Source organism: Streptomyces sp. RPA4-2 (assembly GCF_012273515.2).
Taxonomy (GTDB): Bacteria; Actinomycetota; Actinomycetes; order Streptomycetales; family Streptomycetaceae; genus Streptomyces; species Streptomyces kaempferi.
In genome coordinates this window covers 1,265,872-1,282,104 of record NZ_CP050975.2, presented here as the reverse complement: position 1 = coordinate 1,282,104, position 16,233 = coordinate 1,265,872, and the positions used below count along the sequence as shown (strand labels likewise).

The 16,233-nt window shown below is 70.7% G+C and carries 10 protein-coding genes and 3 pseudogenes; 5 read left to right on the top strand and 8 right to left on the bottom strand.

Going from position 1 to position 16,233, the window contains the following annotated elements; genetic code table 11:
* The first annotated feature begins 124 nt into the window (after positions 1 to 124).
* On the top strand, positions 125 to 430 hold the full coding sequence (locus HEP85_RS05210; protein WP_211118296.1) for a hypothetical protein: 306 nt from the start codon (positions 125 to 127) through the stop codon (positions 428 to 430).
* Between the two features lie 969 nt (positions 431 to 1,399).
* On the opposite strand, the pseudogene HEP85_RS05205 reads toward HEP85_RS05210, so the two are convergent.
* The 6 genes and pseudogenes from HEP85_RS05205 to HEP85_RS05180 form a co-directional block, all read right to left on the bottom strand.
* A pseudogene (locus HEP85_RS05205) lies at positions 1,400 to 1,577 on the bottom strand (IS5/IS1182 family transposase); the annotation flags it as partial.
* A gap of 79 nt (positions 1,578 to 1,656) precedes the next feature.
* Positions 1,657 to 1,992, bottom strand: a complete 336-nt coding sequence (locus HEP85_RS05200) for a hypothetical protein (protein WP_168526594.1) — start codon at positions 1,990 to 1,992, stop codon at positions 1,657 to 1,659.
* 453 nt (positions 1,993 to 2,445) lie between these two features.
* Positions 2,446 to 4,683: a PQQ-binding-like beta-propeller repeat protein gene (locus tag HEP85_RS05195; protein ID WP_168526592.1), complete on the bottom strand. Its 2,238-nt coding sequence runs from the start codon at positions 4,681 to 4,683 to the stop codon at positions 2,446 to 2,448.
* A 261-nt stretch (positions 4,684 to 4,944) separates the two neighbouring features.
* Complete coding sequence (locus HEP85_RS05190) at positions 4,945 to 8,550, bottom strand: phosphodiester glycosidase family protein (protein WP_168526590.1); 3,606 nt, start codon at positions 8,548 to 8,550, stop codon at positions 4,945 to 4,947.
* Positions 8,551 to 8,739: 189 nt separating this feature from the next.
* Positions 8,740 to 9,036, bottom strand: a complete 297-nt coding sequence (locus tag HEP85_RS05185; protein ID WP_168526588.1) for a hypothetical protein — start codon at positions 9,034 to 9,036, stop codon at positions 8,740 to 8,742.
* 61 nt (positions 9,037 to 9,097) lie between these two features.
* Positions 9,098 to 9,214, bottom strand: a pseudogene (locus tag HEP85_RS05180) (IS5/IS1182 family transposase); the annotation flags it as partial.
* Between the two features lie 80 nt (positions 9,215 to 9,294).
* Here HEP85_RS05180 and HEP85_RS05175 point away from each other — a divergent pair.
* Complete coding sequence (locus tag HEP85_RS05175) at positions 9,295 to 9,894, top strand: YdcF family protein (RefSeq protein WP_168526587.1); 600 nt, start codon at positions 9,295 to 9,297, stop codon at positions 9,892 to 9,894.
* Positions 9,895 to 9,945: 51 nt separating this feature from the next.
* Here the strand turns inward: HEP85_RS05175 and HEP85_RS05170 are convergent.
* Positions 9,946 to 10,059: pseudogene (locus tag HEP85_RS05170) on the bottom strand (IS5/IS1182 family transposase); the annotation flags it as partial.
* Positions 10,060 to 10,260: 201 nt separating this feature from the next.
* Positions 10,261 to 10,461, bottom strand: coding sequence for a hypothetical protein (locus HEP85_RS05165; RefSeq protein ID WP_168526585.1), 201 nt, complete (start codon positions 10,459 to 10,461; stop codon positions 10,261 to 10,263).
* 280 nt (positions 10,462 to 10,741) lie between these two features.
* Here HEP85_RS05165 and HEP85_RS05160 point away from each other — a divergent pair, with 280 nt between their 5' ends.
* The 3 genes from HEP85_RS05160 to HEP85_RS05150 all read left to right on the top strand — a co-directional run bounded on the left by HEP85_RS05160 (position 10,742) and on the right by HEP85_RS05150 (position 16,203).
* Entirely contained in the window at positions 10,742 to 11,824 is a 1,083-nt protein-coding gene (locus tag HEP85_RS05160) for an AfsR/SARP family transcriptional regulator (RefSeq protein ID WP_211117846.1), read from the top strand.
* A gap of 34 nt (positions 11,825 to 11,858) precedes the next feature.
* Complete coding sequence (locus HEP85_RS05155; protein WP_369657606.1) at positions 11,859 to 14,258, top strand: TOMM precursor leader peptide-binding protein; 2,400 nt, start codon at positions 11,859 to 11,861, stop codon at positions 14,256 to 14,258.
* Between the two features lie 133 nt (positions 14,259 to 14,391).
* Positions 14,392 to 16,203, top strand: coding sequence for a TOMM precursor leader peptide-binding protein (locus HEP85_RS05150; protein ID WP_369658107.1), 1,812 nt, complete (start codon positions 14,392 to 14,394; stop codon positions 16,201 to 16,203).
* Positions 16,204 to 16,233 lie beyond the last annotated feature (30 nt).

The window sequence follows — 16,233 nt, the reverse complement described above, 5'->3', positions numbered from 1 at the left end:
ATCTTGGTACTCTCCGCGCATCTACGGCGAGGCGGGGGAGATCGTGGGAGCAGAGCCGTCGAGTCCTGAGGCCCGCTGGTTCAGAGGAGCTGGCTTTGGGGTCCTCTTCGGTGGGCTGACCGCGGTGGTGACCATTGCTGCCATGGGAAGGGCATGGGCTGCTTGTGACATCGGCATCAACGCAGCAGCCAACAGCTTGACGTTGCTGTTTCTCGCGCCTCTTATATGGGTCGCCGCTGCGGTTCCGTGGGTGATCCTGTACAGCACCCTCGGGAAACGTCATCGCAGGACAGCGCTGATCGCAGGGCTGGTCTTCACCCTGTGGTTCGCCTGGTTCCTTGTTACGTGGCTCGGCATGCCGGACTCCTACCCCGCCCCGTTGTGCCCGGCGAACGTTCCACCCTGGTGGCCAAGTTTCATCCCGGCATGACTTCGGCGAAGCCTGTGGACAATCTTGGCACCGGGAACGGCACACGAGTTCCTAGGGAAAAGGTGCCCGTCCCACGGCGAATAGGTCCCGTCGGCGTCGCTTGATACGGTACATGCACTTCTTCGATCAGAGATCTTCACGTCTATGTCTCTCTGACCGTGAGATCAGATCCGTTTGACGGCGATCGGGCCTGCCTTCCGTAGCGTCTCGATAATCACCCGCGAGTCCACAATAGTGCGAAGGAGACGGCGCACAGGAGAATAGTCGTCCCCGAACACAAGAGCTCTGCAATTCCCATCACGTATCGCTTGCTGAATCTGACATTAGAATTATCCGCGTTGACCTTTCGCGCCGAGATCTCTTGAGCGAGCGCATCACGCTGCTTCCTCCCTGTGATACTCGTATCGTACGCAAGTACCGGAAGGTGTCCATAATTCGACACCTCAAGAGTGAGGGCGCGCCGCCCACCGCATGCGACCACGCTTTTGTATGGAACTTCGTAGACGGTGAATAGGTTGCGCACAACGAGCGCGTCTCGTGCAACTGTCACCGACGGGCGCAAATAGAAAGAAAGGGAGAAATAAAAAATCAGGGGAAGGGGGGTGAGTGCGGCTAGTCGTAGTGTCGCTTCCTGATGCCACAGCGCCTGTTGAGCGAAGATTTGCAGAGCGGAGAAAGTTACGATCAGGATAATCCCGAAAGATATTCTCTGAGGTCTACGATATTGCATTTATCAACCTAGTTTTTAGCGATTCTGTCCATGGAGCCTGAGGTATATGTAGTGATCAAATGATCAAGTCTGGCAAGATTGGTGCGCGGCATCCAGTCGAGCTTCTTCTGTGCGCGGAAAGTGCGCGCGCACGCCTGGCAGTTTTTCGGGATCCGACCGTGCGCGGCAATCATCTTTGTCGGCCCGGCTGTCGGGCAGGTGGAAGTCGACCATGCCATTGAGCCGTGGAAAAGGCTCAGTGGCGCGAGCTGTCGCAGGGGCAGGTTGGTGTGCCAGGACGTGACGCCGAGCAGTACCCGATCCTCAAGCGGCAGCGACCACGGCCGTCCGGGACGCGCCGTATCGGCCCCCTCACCGTCGCAGCTGGGTGAGCAGCTTCCCGAATGCTCGCGGGCTCAGCCCCGTGAACGGGACCATCCAGGACGGTTTCGACGCTGAGATCACACCAGCCGCAGCAAGATCGTCCCAGATGCAGCGCCGGACTCGTGTGCCGGCCTCAGGGGGTGATGCTGTCCGCGGAAAGCACGGGTTCCGCCCATGCGGCGAAGCCGAAGATCGGTCGCTGAGCAAGCCTTCCCCCGCTGTCGTCATAGAGAGTCCTACGCACCCTTCGGCCCCGACGCACCAGGTATCGCAGGCCTTCTACGTCGACGATCCCGCACTCGCCGGAGTCCAGGTCGACGGAAGCCTCGTCGACGCGGCTGACAGCCCAACCGGCCTTCGCGGCGAGGTGCATCCACACCTGAATCGCTCGCTCGGGCTGCTCCGCGGAGAAGCCCGTCCCCACTCTCGCGATGATCTGTACCGGGTCAGGTCGCTCGTCGATGGCCATCACAGCCCCTCTCGTCGACAGGCGATCATGGCAGAACTCCCAACCGGCCTACTCGTTGGGTCTCTGGGAAGACTTTGCGGGACAGTCCTCAGGGCTCACTACTTGAGCGCCGCCAGGACCCGAGTCATGTCCTGGACCGTGGCTGAGGCACGAAGGACGGCGTCGAGGGCCCCGTGTGCGCGGCAACTGCCGGACGTCGCCCGGCGGTGCGGTGGGCAGGCCGGTGGCGCGTCCGGAGGGGAACCGGACCCGCCACCGGGGTGATGCCTGCATCCACGCGACCGGTTTGCTCGTGCCGTAAGAATCAGGCGGCCCTCAAGTCGTCGGCGGCCTCCGGATTCCGAGCACGGGAGCGCGGAGGCGGCTGCGGGCCGTCCGGGGGTCGGGGACGGCACGTGTCCCGCCGCGCCCCCGCCAGGGCCATGGGCCGGAGACGCCACTGTCCGGTCGCCGTTAGGGCAGTTCGATGCCCGCGACGACTCCGTTCTGGTCGCCGACGACCAGAGTTCCGCCGGCGATCGCCGGAGTGCTGAACGAGTACGCCAAGCTGTGCTGCAGTCGGCCCCGCGGGGTACCGTCCGACAGCTTCACCCCCAGCAGCCTGCCGTCGGCCGACTGGGCCCAGGCGACGCCGTCGGCGATCACTACTCCGGCGTTGAAGACGCGCACCGCCAGGTTGGTCTGCCAACGGGCCTTGCCCGTCGCCAGGTCGACCCGAGACATGATGCCGAACTCCGTGGTGAGCAGGGCCGATCCGTCGTCGAGGACGAGGGCCGGGGCGTACATCGCGCTGCCGGCCACCTTCCAGAGCAACGCACCGGTCGTGGCGCTCAGTCCCCAGGAACCGGCGACCGAGCCGACGACCACCACGCCGTCGCCGACGGCGACGACATTGTCCCAGCCGCTGTAAAGAGCCACATGATTCTCGGTACCGGTGGCCATCGCGAAGGCCCACAACTGCTCACCGGTGGCCGCGTCGTGGGCTCGGGCGTAGCCGTCGTCCGCGGCGGTGTAGACCCGGTCCCCGTCGGAAGCGGCCCTTCCCGAGGAGAAGCCGCGTCCGGGAACCGACCAGAGCTCGCCCCCGCTCGCCGCGTCGAGAGCGAACAAGTTCTGCCCGGCGGAGAAGAACACCCGCTCCCGGCCGAGGACTTCGGCCACCAGGGGCGCGCTGAGTACCGGGGCCCCGGCGTCGAAGCGCCACTTCTGCCGGCCGTCGGCGGCCTTCAGCGCGTACAGCCGGTGGTCCGTCGAGGGGATGAACAGGGTGCGGGCGCCGGCGTCGACCGCGGGCCTGCGGTACACCGGTCCGACCTGTGCGTGCCACAGGCGCTCGTGGGTGTCGCGGGCGCCAGGACGGATCGCGACCACAGCGCCGGTGGTGGAAGCGGCGACCGCCACGGGCTTCGCGGCGGAGCCGATGAGGGCGATGCCGCCCTGGACCGAGCCCGGCAACTGGTACTGCCAGCGCGGCCGCGGGTCGTACGCGCCGCGTTCGACCTCGAACCGGGCGGTGTCCTCCCACCAGGACCCGTCCGCCCCGGTGACCTGGAGGCGCAGCCGCTGCGTGCCGGGCACGACCGAGGAGACGTCGACCGAGCCGGTCCACCGGTGTCCCGAACTGGCGGTGAGACTCTTCCATACCGGGGTCGCGGCGCCGCCGAAGACCGTCTGCGGGTAGAGGTCCACCGCCACGGAGGTGGCCTGGGCGTTCTTGTCCAGCCGGACGGTGACCGGGAGTTGACCGCGGTCGACCTTGCCGAGGCTGACGGCGCGGGGGCGCTGCGGACGGCCCGGGGCGTCGCCGGCCAGTGGCATGTCGGACACCGGCACCTCGGTCTCGGTGCCGTCGGCGGCGATGTCGACCCGGCTGACGCGCAGTACGGGGGTGCCGTCCGCCGACCGGGTGCGCTCGACCCAGTAGTACAGGGCTCCGTTGCGAACCGCGTTGAGTCCGACCTGGGTGAGGCCGTTGAAGCCGCTCACCACTTCCTTGTGGATGTGGCCGGCGAAGATGCCGCGCACGTTGTGGTCCGCGAGGACGTCGAGCACTTCGGGCTGGTCGTCGACGTAGTAGAAGGTGTTGCCCATCGGGAAGTGCTGGAAGAGCACCGTGGGCGTTCCGGGGCGCAGCCGCTTCAGGTCCGCCTTCAGCCATTCCAGGCCGCCGGGGCCGTAGTGCCCCGGCTCCTGGAGGACCTCGGTGGGGTCGAAGCCGATGAAGTGCACACCGCCCGCGTCGAAGGAGTAGGGCCCGGGGCCGAAGTGGGTGCGGTATTCCTCCTTGGCCGACGGGTCCCACCGCACGTCGTGATTACCGGGGGAGTAGTGCATCTTGCCGTGCAGCGCGGTGGGCAGGACCTCGGCGTAGCGGTCGAACTCGTCCGGCCGACCGGTGTCGGTGATGTCACCGCAGTGCAGGACCAGGTCGGGGTCGCGCGCCGCGATCGACGCCCACACCTGGGTCAGCCACACCGTGGACTGGGGCGAGTCGACGTTCACGTGGGTGTCCGTCACCAGTGCGAAGCGCAGCGGCACGTCGGGGCGGCCGCCGACCGGTGCCGCGCTCGCCGGGGCGGCTCCCAGCAGGGACGCGAGTCCGGCGGAGGCCAGCGTGCCCCCGGCGAGTCCGAGGAAGCCGCGGCGTCCGACGCCTGCGTGGCGGCACGCGTCGTGGGTGGGATCTGACATGTCGTCTTCCGATCAAGTGGTCCGGAGTCGCCGAGACTTCGGGATTCGGGGTCAAGGCTCGTCAGATCGCGGAACACCGTACTGGAGATGGATGGTCCATGCATGAAACATTGGGTGGCGGAACGGTGGCCCGGGTTGCATCCGCGGGCACGCGCGGGCGAACGGCAGCCTCCGGGACCGGGACCCCGCGGGCGCGGCGACGTCGCGGTACGTGGCGGCGGGGAGCCATCAGGTACCGCGACGCGCGATGACAGTCGCCGCTCAGCCTGCCGAGGCCACGTGGACGGAGGCTGTCGCCGTCAGCGTTCCCGTGGAAACCGTGATGTCGGTGGTCCCACGGTGTGCGCCGACCAGCCGCAGCGTACGCCGGTCCAGCACGGCGACCACGTCGCGACGGCGCAGCGCGGCGGCGAGGGACCGGTCGTCGGCGACGACGGCCAGGTGGACGCCGCTCCAGAGGACCGTCGCCGGGTATCGCAGCGGAACGACCAGCCCGCCCATACCGTTGTCGACCGCGGTGGCCGTGATGTCGCCGGAGCCGCCCGGCGCCAGAGTGCTGGGTACGGTCAGGTTCACCCGGTCCAGCAACGGCCGGACGTCCGCGCGGAACCATCCGAAGCCGCTCGGGTCCGGCCTGTCGGGAGTGACCTCGGCGTCCTTCGGCGCCATGGTGACGAGTGACCAGGCGGAGAACCCTCCGTGGCGGGCGTCACCGTAGGGCGTCTTGCCGACCACCGGGGCGTTGAACTCGAGCAGGCCGTCGACCCGGCGGATGTGCGCGGTGTGCGCGTGGCCGCTGATGAGAGCGACCTGCTTGCCGGTGTGCTGACGGAAGTCGGACAGCCACTGCTCCAGAAGGGCACCCTCGCTGGGGTCGGACAACTGGCTGGCGCCGGTCCCGGTGGGGTCGAGCACGGGGTGGTGGAGGGCGACGACCACGCTCTTCACGGACCGGTCGTGGGCGGCCTCGTCCAGTTCCGTACGCAGCCAGGGGATCTGGGACCAGTCCGACTGGCGGAGCGAGCCGAGGGTGGAGTTGAGCAGGATGAACCGGGTTCCACGGTGGTCGAAGGCCTGCCGGGTGGGCCGGTTGGTGGAGGCGGTGAACTGGTCGAGGGTCCCGCCGGTCACGGCGCCGGACTCATGATTGCCGACCGCCCAGTAGAAGGGGATGCTCGCCGGCAGATGCTCCTTCAGCACCTGCTGGAACAGGGCGAAGTCGGCAGGACGGTTCTGGTCGACCCCGTCGCCGGACAGCAGGACGAAGTCGGGCCTGGCGGCCGCGATCTCGTCCAGGGCGCGCGCGGTGTGCTGGTACGCGTAGGACGTGGTGCCACCGTCGGCGTTGACGTGGGTGTCGGACAGCACGGCGAACCGCCATCCCCGCTTGCCCGGTGTTGACACCTGGTCGGCAGGTTCGACGACGGCCGGGTCGGGCTGATCGGGAACGTCGGGAACGTCGAGGTTCACACCGACACGCGCGTCGAGCAGAGCGAGATCGACCGAACCGGCGGTGCGCAGGGACGGGTCGGTCTGCACGAGGTAGACGCGCTCGATGGTCAACGGCGCGGTGAAACCGGTGGGGATGGCGCCTTCCACCCGCCGCCATCCGGTCCAGTCCACGTTCAGGGCGAAGGTGAGGGGGACATTGGTGGTGCCCTGCGAGCGCACCTGCGCGCGAAGCCAGTGCCCCGAGCCGTCGCCGCGGACCCACAGGGACAGGCGCTGCGCGCCGGCCGGAACGGTCAGGGGGGTCTTGGCGACCGCGTAGGCCGCGGACGTACCGAGGGGTTGGCCGGTCATGTCGTAGGACAGGCGCAGCCCCTTTTCGCCGGGCGCGGCGCCGGGACGGTCGGAGGTGTCGACGGCCGACACCGAGGCCGTCGCCTTCGCCGCGGTCGCGGACCACTGACTCGCGTCGGCGAACGAACTGAGGGGGACGTCGGCCAGGCCGACAGTGGTGGGAAGCCGCAGGACGTGGCCCCGCACGGTCGCCGTGATGACGGTGCCCTTGCCGTCGCCGCTCGGCTGCCCGGTCACTCTCAGGGTGCCGTCGGGCCGGGCGGTCACGGATACGGCGGAGTGGTCGTACTCCAGGGTGATGTCGCGGGGCTCGATCGGGGCGGAGAAGCCCTCGGCGTCGCGTCCGGTGACGGTCACGTCTCGGTAGTCGCCGGGGGACAGGGACAGCGCCTGGACGTCGGCCTCCAGCCGGTCCAGGTCGCCCAGTACACGGACCGGGACCCGCTGGGTCACGCCGCCGCTGCGCGCGTCCAACGTGCCGCTGCCGGGGCGGTCGCCGCGCAGCACCCCGGAGTGGTCCGCACGCGCGAGGTTCCCGGGCGAGGTGCGCCAGCGCGCCTCACCGAGCGGCGCGGGGGCCATGGTCTCGTCGTAGCCGGCAGCGGCCACATCGCGGGACAGACCGGGGAAGAGGCGGTCGGATCGGAGGCGGACGTCGATGCCGCGCAGTCGCCCGGACCCGGCCGGCGGGACGAGACCCACCGCGTTGGGGACGATGCGCTGCGAGCCGTCGGAGGGGACGTTCGTGACCGAAGCCGCGCGGTCACCGGGCCGACGCGCCACCAACTGCGAGGAGCCCCCGCCGTCCAGCATGACGGCGTCCACCGCGCCCAGGTCCTTCATGTGCTGGGCGAGTTCGGCCGCGGTCAGTCCGCGGGACCGGCTGGAGGAGCCGTCGGCGACGTAGAGCACGAGTTGCCGTCGTGCGGTCCACCCGAGCGCGGTGCGCGGCTTGAGGGAACTGTTGGTGGCCTCGCCGGTGTCGATGGGGGCGAGTTCGCCGCCGTGGACCAGAACGAGGTGCGCGCCCAGTGCCAGCGAGTAGGGGGAGGGTGCGGAGCTGCGAGCATGGTACGAAACCTGGACCGGGGTTCCCGACGTGGTTCCCGCCAAGGCATCGGCGACCTGGCCGGTGGCCAGCAGCAGTTGCGACCCGGCGGCCACCGGACCGGCGCCGGCGCCCTCGCGGACGGCGACCACCTTCCCGCCCCGCACCTCGATCTCGACGACGTGGCCCGCGGGTACGGCGTAGTGCCGATCGCCCGAGCCCCAGTCGGAGGTGTACAGGGCGATCGCGTCGGCCGGGACCGAGCCCGGGTTGAGCCCGGCCAGATCGCGCGGGACGCCGTCCACCGTGACGCTGCCCTCGAGCAGGAGATCGGCGATCTGCCCGACACCGTTCTTGTCGAGACCGACCACCGAAGCCGGGCGGGCGTCGGCCTTGATCAGCTCGCCGTCCCTGACCTCCGGGCCGATGGGCGCGTTGGTGGTGTCGATGGCGAAGAAGTCGCCGTTGGTGGCGGCCACGGCGTTGGCGCGGTCGGCCAGATTCGCGGGCGTGTCGCGGGTGCTCACGGTCGGGGCGAGCAGCCGGGGCCGGGTCGGGCCGTCGAGGTCTGCGCGCAGCACGTATCCGTCGAGGAACCCGGCGGCGTCCACCGAGCGCTGACGGGTCAATGTCACTCCGGGCGCGATCCGTTCGGTGTCCGAGGCCGTCTGGAGGGAGTCCGAGCCACTCCGCGCCGGGCGCGGGTCGGCCGTTGCCGAGGCGCCGTCGTCCGGCTGCGGCAGGACGACAGGACCCGACGGCGCCCGGACGCCGTCCTCGGCGTCGTCGTCCGGATGTGTCCGAGCATGATGGACGAGGCTGAGCGGGAGCGTGGGGCGCGAGGACGCGGAGGCGCTCGTGGCCGGCGGAATCAGCAGCGTGGTGAACAGTCCGGCGGCGGCGGTCACGACGGCGACGGGCAGGAGGGGGCGGAGCCGCGATCTGCGCGGGAGGGCGGCGGAGTCCGTGGGCCCCGACCGGCCCACCCGGTCGGAGAGGAACTGGAGTCTTGTCACCCACGGGACCCTAGGTCGGGATCTTGGGTGGTGGGTGGGGTGCATGGGAGCCGCTGATGTTCGTGGAGTGAACAGTGGGTGAGAGTCTGCGGTTTACCGCCTGCCGGGAGCCGACTACGGGTAACGACGGTGCGGTTCCGCCGTCTGAGCGGTGCCGTGGCCCCCCGGGCGCCGGTCACACGCTCTTGTTCAGGACGAGCGCTCATGCTTTTCGATGTCGTCACGGGTGAGCGGCAGGTTCGGCTCGTCGGGGTTCCACCGGTACCGCAGGTCCTCGTTCTTCAGCAGCACGCCAGCTTCGGCCATCCGGTCGAGGACGTCGACGAGCATGTCACCGAGCGGGTAACCGTCCATCCAGAACATTCGCTTGACCCCGCCGAACGACTGGTCCCCCGGAAACACGCCCAAGATCTTTCCGAGTTCGAAGCCTGCCACGTCGTAGTCGGTCCAGCCGGCCAGCACGTCCCGTAGTCCGCCCGTCGCCATGGCGCCTCTCCCGTCTTGGGATCCTCATCGTGTCGGGGACCGGCCGATCGTAGCGGTCCTGGCGTCGGCGGGGCCGTCCGCGCTTGCCCCGTATCGGCGGGACCGCCCGGATCAAGAGGATGAGCCGGGTGACGTCGTTGCGGCCGCCGCCGGTCACGGCCGACGGGACGCCGTGGCTGCCCGTTGCCGCGCTGCCCTAGGGCGTGCCAGGCGTCGCGAGGCAGGCGGGACTTTCGCAACACGCCCTAGAGTCGCCGCATGCGACGAAGGACAGGACTGGCGACAGCTGGGGCTGCGGCGCTGGTCTGGGGCGAGTGGTTGAACTGGCGCTGGTCTCGAGCCCTCGTGGGAAGCGGCGTGGGCGCATCCGAAGCCGTGGTCGTGTTGGGCTACCGGAATCCACAATCGACGGCGAACTTCGTCAACCGCTGGCGAGTTCGCGCTGGAATCCGCTCCGTTGCCGCTGACGGTGCGCGAGGTACACGCGTGATCTTCAGCGGTGGACCGACCAGCAACGGGGCCGCGGAGGCCCAGTTGATGGCCGACTACGCGAAGTCGGTGCTTGAGTACGACGGCATGGTGCTTCTCGAAGACCGGAGCGCGACGACCTGGGAGAACATCACGAACGTGATCCCGCTGCTTGAGGGTGTCGACCGCATCAAGATCGTCTCCCAACCGGCTCACGCGCTCAAGGCCCGTGCGTACTTGCGACGGCAGCGCCCTGATCTTGCTGCGAGGGTCGTGCGAGCGGATGACTACCGCCCTGGTGAGTGGATGGTTGGTAAACCGCTGCTGGCTCTGTACGGGCTTTGGACACTCCGCGGCCTCACGGCCGAAGAACGGAAGGTCTCGCTGTAGGCAGCCGATCTCGCGTCGGCGTAACAAACGGTGATTGATGAGCCGGCGCCGGCAGATGAGTGCGCGGCCGGGAGCGAGGAACGCTACATGGATGTCGTCGCGGATCTCCCGGCGGATCCGAAGACGGCGGAAGCGGCGCAGGTGGGCGAAAGCGCGCTCGACGACCTCGGCTCGACCGCGTCTGCCAAGCCGGGCCGCACGGCTCCCCGAAGCCAGGATCAGCTTCATGCACCGCGGACTCACCGCCGAGTCCGCCCCGAGGTGGGGCGTGACATGACACTGCGCGACATGAGCCCGCGTCACCTGACCTCGCGTCACATAGGTCGCACTGGGTCATGGCGATGAGACGACGGGATCAAGCGTCCCTCAACGCGTATCCGGGTAGCGTGCGCGGCCGTTGGGCAGCTCGCCCGACGTGGAGTCCTCCAGCAGGGCGGTGTACTTCCGCGAGAGCTCTTCGTAGCGCTCGTCGGAGACCTCGGGCCGACGCTTGCGCCGGGTCATGAGGTACAGAGCGACGGGCCCGGTGATCATCGAGACGACCGGGATCAGCGCCCACCACGGCATGGATCCTCCCCTGAGTGCGGCGCACGGGGATCCCCCGGCACTCCTCCCGGAGCGTATGCCCTGGCAGACCACCCGCCAAAACCACATCCCCGCACTCGGGCATCTCGAGTCCCGGCGGCCGCACATGTAACCAGTTGTTTCGTGCCAACCACTGGACGTGGTGGCCTGATCGAATCTAAGTTCCCCACTCGGTAACGCAGTTGTACCCGTCACACATCCCCGACGTGGACAAGTGCGTTGTCCTGCAACGCCTTTGGTGGACCACCCCACCCACCGATCGATGCGAAAGGCTGTGGTGAAGACCGGTGCCCCCGCGCCCGACGGCGCCCTCCCCGAACTGACGACCGCCGCGGCAGCCCCCGGTCGCCCCCGGTTCCTGGTGCTCGGCCTGCTGGCCATCACCGACGGACACGAGACGGTCGTGCTGCAACCCTCCAAGCCCACTTCGCTGCTCGCCACGCTGCTGCTGCATCCAGGAGCCGTCGTCTCCGCCGATCTGCTTCAGCGCGTGGTCTGGGGAACCAGGCCACCGGCCGGCGGCCGATCGGCACTGCACACCTGTGTGCTGCGGCTGCGCCGGCTCTTCGCGAAGTACGGCGTCGCCGACCATGCGATCGAGGCCGTCCCGGGCGGCTACCGGCTCCACGCCGACGCCGACTCCCTCGACCTGCTCCGGTTCCGCGAGTTGCTGCGGAGGGCCGGTGCCAGCGAAGACCCCGAGTCCGCGCTGCACCTCGCCCGGACCGCGCTGCGCCTGTGGAAGGGCCCCGTTCTCGGCAACGTCCACTCCGACGAGCTCCACCGCGACCTCGTGCCCCGCCTGACCGAGGAGCGGCTCCTCGCGATCGAGCGCGTCTTCGACGGTGAACTGCGCCTGGGACGGCACCGGGAGATGGTGGCCGACGCCCGCGAGGCGGTCCGGTCCGACCCCGGCCACGAGGGGCTGTCCGCACTGCTCATCGAGGCCTTGTACCGCTCCGGGCGACGCGCCGAGGCACTCGCCGAGTACCGCAGGATCCACGCGCACCTCACCACGGAGCTGGGCGTGGAGCCCGGCCCGGCCCTGCGCGACCTGCACGGCGCCGTCCTGCGCGGCGAACCGACCGGCGGACGCGCCGGGTTGCCCACCGCGGGCGTTCCGCCGCCCACCGCGGCGTCGTCGGGTCTCGGACGGGCCTCACCCCCGGCCCCGGGCACCCTGGTCCTGCGCGCCCTCGTCAACGCGGGGCTGCTGGAAGAGGTTCCACCCGGCCGATACCGCGTCCACGACCTGCTCCGGCTCTTCGTCCAGGCCGCCGGAACCAGCCTGCCGGCCGCCGCTCCACCCGATCCGGCGGACTTCCCCCCGTCGGCCACCGGCTGACCGTCCCCCCGCACTCCGGAGGTTTACGCACCCCATGGCTTACGCTCCCGCGTCCCACGAGGAGATCGCCCAGTCGCGGCCCCGCATCCGCAGGGACGTCCTGTTCACCCGGACTCCGTCCGGGGTGCTCTTCCACAACGCCCACGGCGGGTTCAACGTCGTCACGCAGTCCGCGTACCGCTTCGCCGCGCTGATCGTGCCCCATCTCGACGGTGAGCGCCGGGTCGAGGAGCTGTGCGCCGGTCTGGGGGACAAACAGCGCGACATGGTGGTCCAACTCGTGCGCGCACTCTACGCGCGTGGTTTCGCCCGGGACGCCGGGCTCGTCCCACCGGCGGACGCCGTGTCGGCGCAGGTGGTGAAACGTTTCGCCCATCAGCTCGACTACCTCGACCACTACGCGGACGACGCGCCCGGCCGGTTCCTGCGCTTCCGCTCCACGCCGGTCGCGGTCCTGGGTGACGACGCCCTGGCCCGGTGGGCGGCGCTCGGCCTGCTCCGTAACGGTTGCGCCGCGGTGGCCGTCACCGAACCGGACATGGCGCACGACGTGCTGTCCCACGAGCTCCACGGCGTCGAGGGAACCGCCGACCTCGACGCCGAGGCGGCAGCCCTCGCCGAAGCGGGTTGCGCCCCCCGTCTGGTCCGCCTGCCCGCGCCGGCCACCGCGGCTTCGCCGGCCGAAGTCCCGCCCGCCGCGGGCGTTTCCTCCGCCGACGGGACGTACGGCTGGCAGGACCTCGACGGCTGGGACACCGTCCTGGTCACCGGTGCGTCCGGGCGCCGTCAACTGTTGCGGCTGCTGGCCGAGGGTGTGCCCACCGGCCGCCGACTGCTCGGCGCCTGGACGTTCGGCCATCGGGCCGTCGTCGGCCCGGTGATGACCACGGGCGCTCCCGGCTGCTGGTGCTGCGCCGTCCTGCGGCTCGGCGCCGGCTCCGACGCCGCCGACAGCGCGGAACTGTGGGCCTCGGTCGGCCCCGCCGCGCCGCTCGGCGCCTCCGCACCCGACCTCACCGGCCCGCTCGCGGGCATGCTCGGCAACCTCCTCGCCTTCGAGGTGTTCCGCCTCACCACCGAGGCGCTGCCCGCCGAGACCCGTCACCAGATCGTGGTCCAGGACCTCGACTCCCTCGACGTGCTGACCGAGCCGCTGCTTCCGCACCCCCGCTGCCCGTACTGCGCGGCCGGGGAAACGGGCGTGGCCGAGGAAGCCGGGGGGACCGAGGACAGCGGCGGGATCGAGAACACCGGCGCGGCCGAACCCGCCGCCCTTCCGGGCGAGATGCTGCGTACGCCCCACCCGGACGACGAGCCGGTAGCGGCGCCCGCCGACGGAGCCGCCGACGAAGACACCGCCAAGACCCTGCTCGCGGCACTCGAGCAGCGAAGCGTCCTCGTCCACGAGCGGGCCGGCGTCTTCACCGCGTTCGCCGACGAGGACTGGGAGCAGACCCCGCTCAAGGTCAGCACCGTCCTCCTGGGCATCGTGCCCGGCCGGACGCGCCGGATCTCCGCCGCCGACGTCCACACCGTGGCCGGTGCCCGCCTCACCGCGCTGTTCCGTGCCGCGGAGGTCTACGCCGAGCATGTCGTCCCGCCCCGCGTCCTCGACGCCCACGCCCTGCGGGCAGCCACCGGCAAGTGGACGCGCGTCGCGCCTGCCGAACTGGCCGTCTCCAGCGGTCTCGACGTCCCGGCCGACCGGGTCGCCCACTGGAGCGAAGCCCTCTCCCTGACCGACGGACGGACCGTGCTGGTGCCGGCGGGCGCCGTCCGCACCCTGAGCGGCTGGAACGCACGGGGCCTGTTCGAGCGGACCTCGGCCGGCACCGGCGCCGCCGGCAGCCCGCGGGCCGCGCTCACCCGCGCCCTGAGTACCGCGCTCGCCCTCGACGGGCTGCGCGGCGCCGTGCGCCGCGACGCCGCGTTGTCGGCGGTGGACCACTCCTCCCTTGCCGATGCCGCCGGTCCCGAGGTGCTCTTCCTGCTGCGCTCGGCGGAGAATCTCGGCGCCACCGTGGAGATCCTCGACCTCACCGCTGCCGGCGGCGGTCTGCTGCCCGTCGCCCTGGCCCGCCTCACCGATCCGGAGACCGGCGCGGTGCGCTGGGCGACCGGCAGCGGCCTGCGGCACCGCGACGCCGTACGGGCGGCACTGCGCGACCTGCTCGGCGCGGAGCAACTGCGCGACGCCGCCGACGGACCCGACACCGGTGACCCGCTGTGGCCCGACCTCGACGCCTCCACCCTCGTCGCCGAGACTGCCGTACCGCTTCCGGACACCGGCACCACCTGGGCCGCCGTGCTCGACGGCCTCGCCGCCGCCGGCCGGGACGCCTTCGCGGTGGAACTGCCCACCCCCGACCTCGCGGCCGGTCATGTTCACGCGGTGCGCGTCCTGCTGACCCGCGGAGAGCACTGTGCCGACTGAGACCGTGGCCGCCCCGCGCGACCGGGCCGCGCCACGGCAACCGCTGCCCGCCGGACCGTGGGACGAGGTGTGCGCCGCACTGACCACGGCCCTCGCGGAACGTGCCCGACGCCACCCCGGCACACCGACGGCCATGGTGATCCCACTCGGCCGGCGCGACGAACTGGACGACCAGCGGACGGATTTCACCCCCGGGGCCGTACCCGTCGGGCTGTACGGACACCATGCCGTGGTCGGTCCGCCGGCCGTGGACGGCGCCCCCGGCTGTCCGAGGTGTCTGGCCCGTCGCTGGCAGTCGGTACGGGCCGGGTACCTGCGGGACGCCGTCGAACGCGGCGAGGACACCCGGGCCACCGGTGTCCCGCCGTGGCGGGCCGACTTCGTGGTGGACGCCCTGTCCGCCCTCGTCGCGGCGGCGGCCGGGCGACCGCGCCCCGACCGCCATCCGTGGGTCTGGCTGCTGGACCTGGAGACGCTCCGTGTCGCCCGGTTTCCGCTGGTGCCGGACGGTGAGTGCCCATCCTGCGGGTCCCGCCCCGACGACACCCCCGAGGCCGCCAGGATCACTCTCGACTCCAGCCCCAAGCACGCGCCGGGCAGTTTCCGGCTGCGCCCTCTGCACGCCTACGACCTGGTGGTGGAGGCGTTCGCCAACCCCGTCACGGGGATGCTCGGCCCGTCCGTCGTTCCCGACCTGACGTCCGCCTCGACCGCTTCCACGGTCGGCGCGTTCACCACCCGCTCGGGCGACTACCTGCGGGAGTGCTACTGGGGCGGCCACACCGGGACCTACGGTGCGAGCGTGCGGGTGGGGCTGCTCGAGGGGCTCGAGCGGTACGCCGGGATGCGGGCCCGCGCCAAGCGGACCGTGGTGACCGCCGCCTTCGACGACCTGGGCGACATGGCGGTCGACCCGCGGGTCACCGGTCTGTACTCCGACGCCTTCCACGCCGCCGAACCGGACGCGCCGCGCTTCGCCACGGACCGGCCCGTGCGCTGGGTGTGGGGCTGGTCGCTGCGTGACGACCGGCCCGTCCTGGTGCCGGAGATCACGGCCTACTACCACGCACCGGGGGGCGTGCGGCGGCGCTTCGTCCAGGAGAGCTCCAACGGCTGCGCCTCCGGGGGCAGTCCCACCGAGGCCGTCTATCACGGGCTGATGGAGACCGTCGAGCGCGACGCGTTCCTGCTGGCCTGGTTCGGCCGGGCCAGGCTGCCCGAGATCGACCCGTCGAGCAGCACCCGGCCGGCGACCCGTGCCATGGTCGACCGGCTGGCGATGTACGGCTACCGGGCACGGTTCTTCGACACCCGCGTCACCTTCCCGGTGCCGGTGGTGACCGCGGTCGCCGAACGCGTCGACGGCGGTCCCGGACTGCTCTGTTTCGGCGCGGGCGCCTCCCTCGATCCGGAGGACGCGCTCGCCGGTGGACTGTGCGAGATCGCCACCGACTCCGTCAACCTCCGGCGGCGCACCGCCCGCGAGGAGCGACGGCTGCGTCGTATGGCGGACGACTTCGGCGAGGTGCGCGTGCTGCACGACCACCCGCTCCTGTACGGGCTGCCCGAGATGGGCCGGTACACCGACTTCCTGCTGCGCGGCCGGGAGGAGTCGGACCGGGTGCCGTTGTCCTCACTGGTCTCCGCGCCCGGCACTCCTCCCGCTTCGGCCGACCTGCGGGAGGACGTGGAGGCGTGCGTAGGTGCCGTGACGGCGCGGGGATTCGACGTGGTGGTGGTCGACCAGACCGCCGCCGAACAACGGTCCCTGGGCTTCCACACGGTCAAGGTCCTGGTGCCCGGTCTGATCCCGATCGACTTCGGCTGGAGCCGGCAGCGCGGCCCCCTGATGCCGAGGGTCCGCACCGCGCTGCGCGAGGCCGGACTTCGCGCCGACGACCTGGCACCGGACGGCCTCAACCCCGCCCCCCACCCCTTCCCCTGACATCCGCACCACCTGCCATCCGTCGCCGGG